Origin of the sequence: Dietzia sp. DQ12-76 (assembly GCF_014145045.1) — a bacterium.
GTDB lineage: Bacteria > Actinomycetota > Actinomycetes > Mycobacteriales > Mycobacteriaceae > Dietzia.
In genome coordinates, this window is record NZ_JAALDV010000453.1 from 1 (window position 1) to 2,154 (window position 2,154).

Consider the following 2,154-nt stretch of genomic DNA (forward strand, 5'->3'; position numbering starts at 1 on the left):
CGGGCCGCCGACGCCCGCCGGGACGCCCTCGCCGTGGCCTACCGGGAGATCGCGGAGACGGCCGCCGAGGAGTTCGTCGGCCGCTACGCGGACGACGTCGCCGTCGTCACCGGGGCGGGCAAGGGTTCCATCGCCGCCGCCGTCACCGGAAAGCTCCTGGCGGGAGGGGCCACCGTAGTGGCCACCACCTCCAGCCTGGACCAGTCCAAGCTGGCCTTCTTCAAGGACCTCTACCGCTCCCACGCCCGTGGCGGCGCGGTGCTGTGGGTGCTGCCGGCCAACCTCACCTCGTACTCGGACGTCGACGCCCTGGTCGAGTGGGTCGGCTCCGAGCACGCCGAGTCGGCCGGGGGACAGACCACCGTCCTCAAGGCTCCGCTCACCCCGACGCTGCTCTTCCCGTTCGCCGCCCCCCGCGTCCAGGGCTCGATGGCCGACGCCGGACCGCGGGCCGAGACCGAGATGCGCGTCCTGTTGTGGGGCGTGGAGAAGCTCGTCGCCGGCCTCGGCGCGATCGGCGCCGACACCGACGTCGACTCCCGCCTGCACGTTGTCCTGCCCGGCTCGCCCAACCGCGGGATCTTCGGCGGCGACGGGGCCTACGGCGAGGCCAAGGCCGCGCTCGACGCCATGATCGCCAAGTGGGGTTCCGAGAAGTCCTGGGCCGAGCGGGTGACGTTCGTTCACGCGATCATCGGCTGGGTCCGGGGCACCGGGTTGATGGGCCACAACGACCCGCTCGTCGAGGCCGTCGAGGCCGCGGGCGTGTCCACCTGGTCCACCACCGGGATCGCCGACGAGCTACTGGACTCGTGCACCCCGGACGTCCGCCGGGCCGCCGGCGAGGCACCCCTCACCGTCGACCTCACCGGAGGGCTCGGCTCCGCCGATCTGGACATGGCCGCGCTCGCCGCGGACCGGCCGGCGGCGACGTCCGAGACCACCACCGAGGACGCGGACGGTACCATCGCCGCCCTGCCGTCGCTGCAGACCGTCACCCCCGACGAGCGTCCCGAGTGGGGCGAGGTCACGCAGGACCTCGAGGACATGGTCGTGATCGTGGGATCCGGCGAGGTCGGCCCGTACGGCAGCGCCCGCACCCGCTTCGAGGTGGAGACCACCGGCGACCTCAGCGCCGCCGGCGTGGTCGAGCTGGCCTGGTCCACCGGACTCATCACCTGGGAGGACTCGCCGCGCGCCGGCTGGACCGTCACCGAATCCGGTGACCCGATCGACGAGGCCGAGATCGCGGAGCGGTTCCACGACGAGGTCCTCGCCCGGGTGGGCGTGCGCACCTACGCCGACGATTCGCGCGCGGAGATGTTCGACAATGCCTCGCCGCAACTGACCTCGGTGTTCCTGCCGGAGGACCTGTCCTTCGTCGTGGATGACGAGGGCCAGGCCCGCGCGTACCAGGAGGACGATCCGGAGAACACCGTCGTCACCCGAAGCGAGGACGGCGAGTGGACGGTCACCCGCAAGGCGGGCACCGAGATCCGCGTCCCCCGCCGCACCACGCTCACGCGCATCGTGGGTGGCCAGATCCCCACCGGCTTCGACCCCACGGCATGGGGCATCCCCGCCGACATGGTCTCCGGTATCGACCGGGTGGCGGCGTGGAACCTGGTGGCCACCGTGGACGCCTTCATCTCCTCGGGCTTCACCCCGGCGGAGCTGCTGGCCCACGTCCACCCGGCCGACGTCGCCAATACCCAGGGCACCGGCATGGGCGGTATGACGAGCATGCGCTCGCTCTACATCGACGGGATCCTGGGCCGCAGCCGCGCGAACGACACGCTGCAGGAGGCCCTGCCCAACGTGGTGGCCGCCCACGTCATGCAGTCCTATGTCGGCGGCTACGGCTCGATGGTCCACCCGGTGGCCGCCTGTGCCACCACCGCGGTGAGCGTCGAGGAGGGCTTCGACAAGATCCGCGCCGGCAAGGCCGAGTTCGTGGTGGCAGGCGGGTTCGACGACCTGTCCACCGAGGGCATCCAGGGCTTCGCCGACATGTCCGCCACCGCCGACTCCGCGGCGATGGCCGCCAAGGGGATCGACGAGCGGCACTACAGCCGGGCCAACGACCGGCGGCGCGGCGGGTTCGTCGAGTCGCAGGGCGGCGGCACCATCCTGCTGGCGCGCGGCGACGTCGCG

Annotated in this window: 1 protein-coding gene; it reads left to right on the top strand. The window is 72.3% G+C overall.

Features of this window, described 5'->3' with window-relative positions; translation table 11 throughout:
* Positions 1-2,154: beta-ketoacyl synthase N-terminal-like domain-containing protein (locus G6019_RS14550; protein WP_304506211.1), on the top strand; the 2,154-nt coding region annotated here is incomplete at both ends.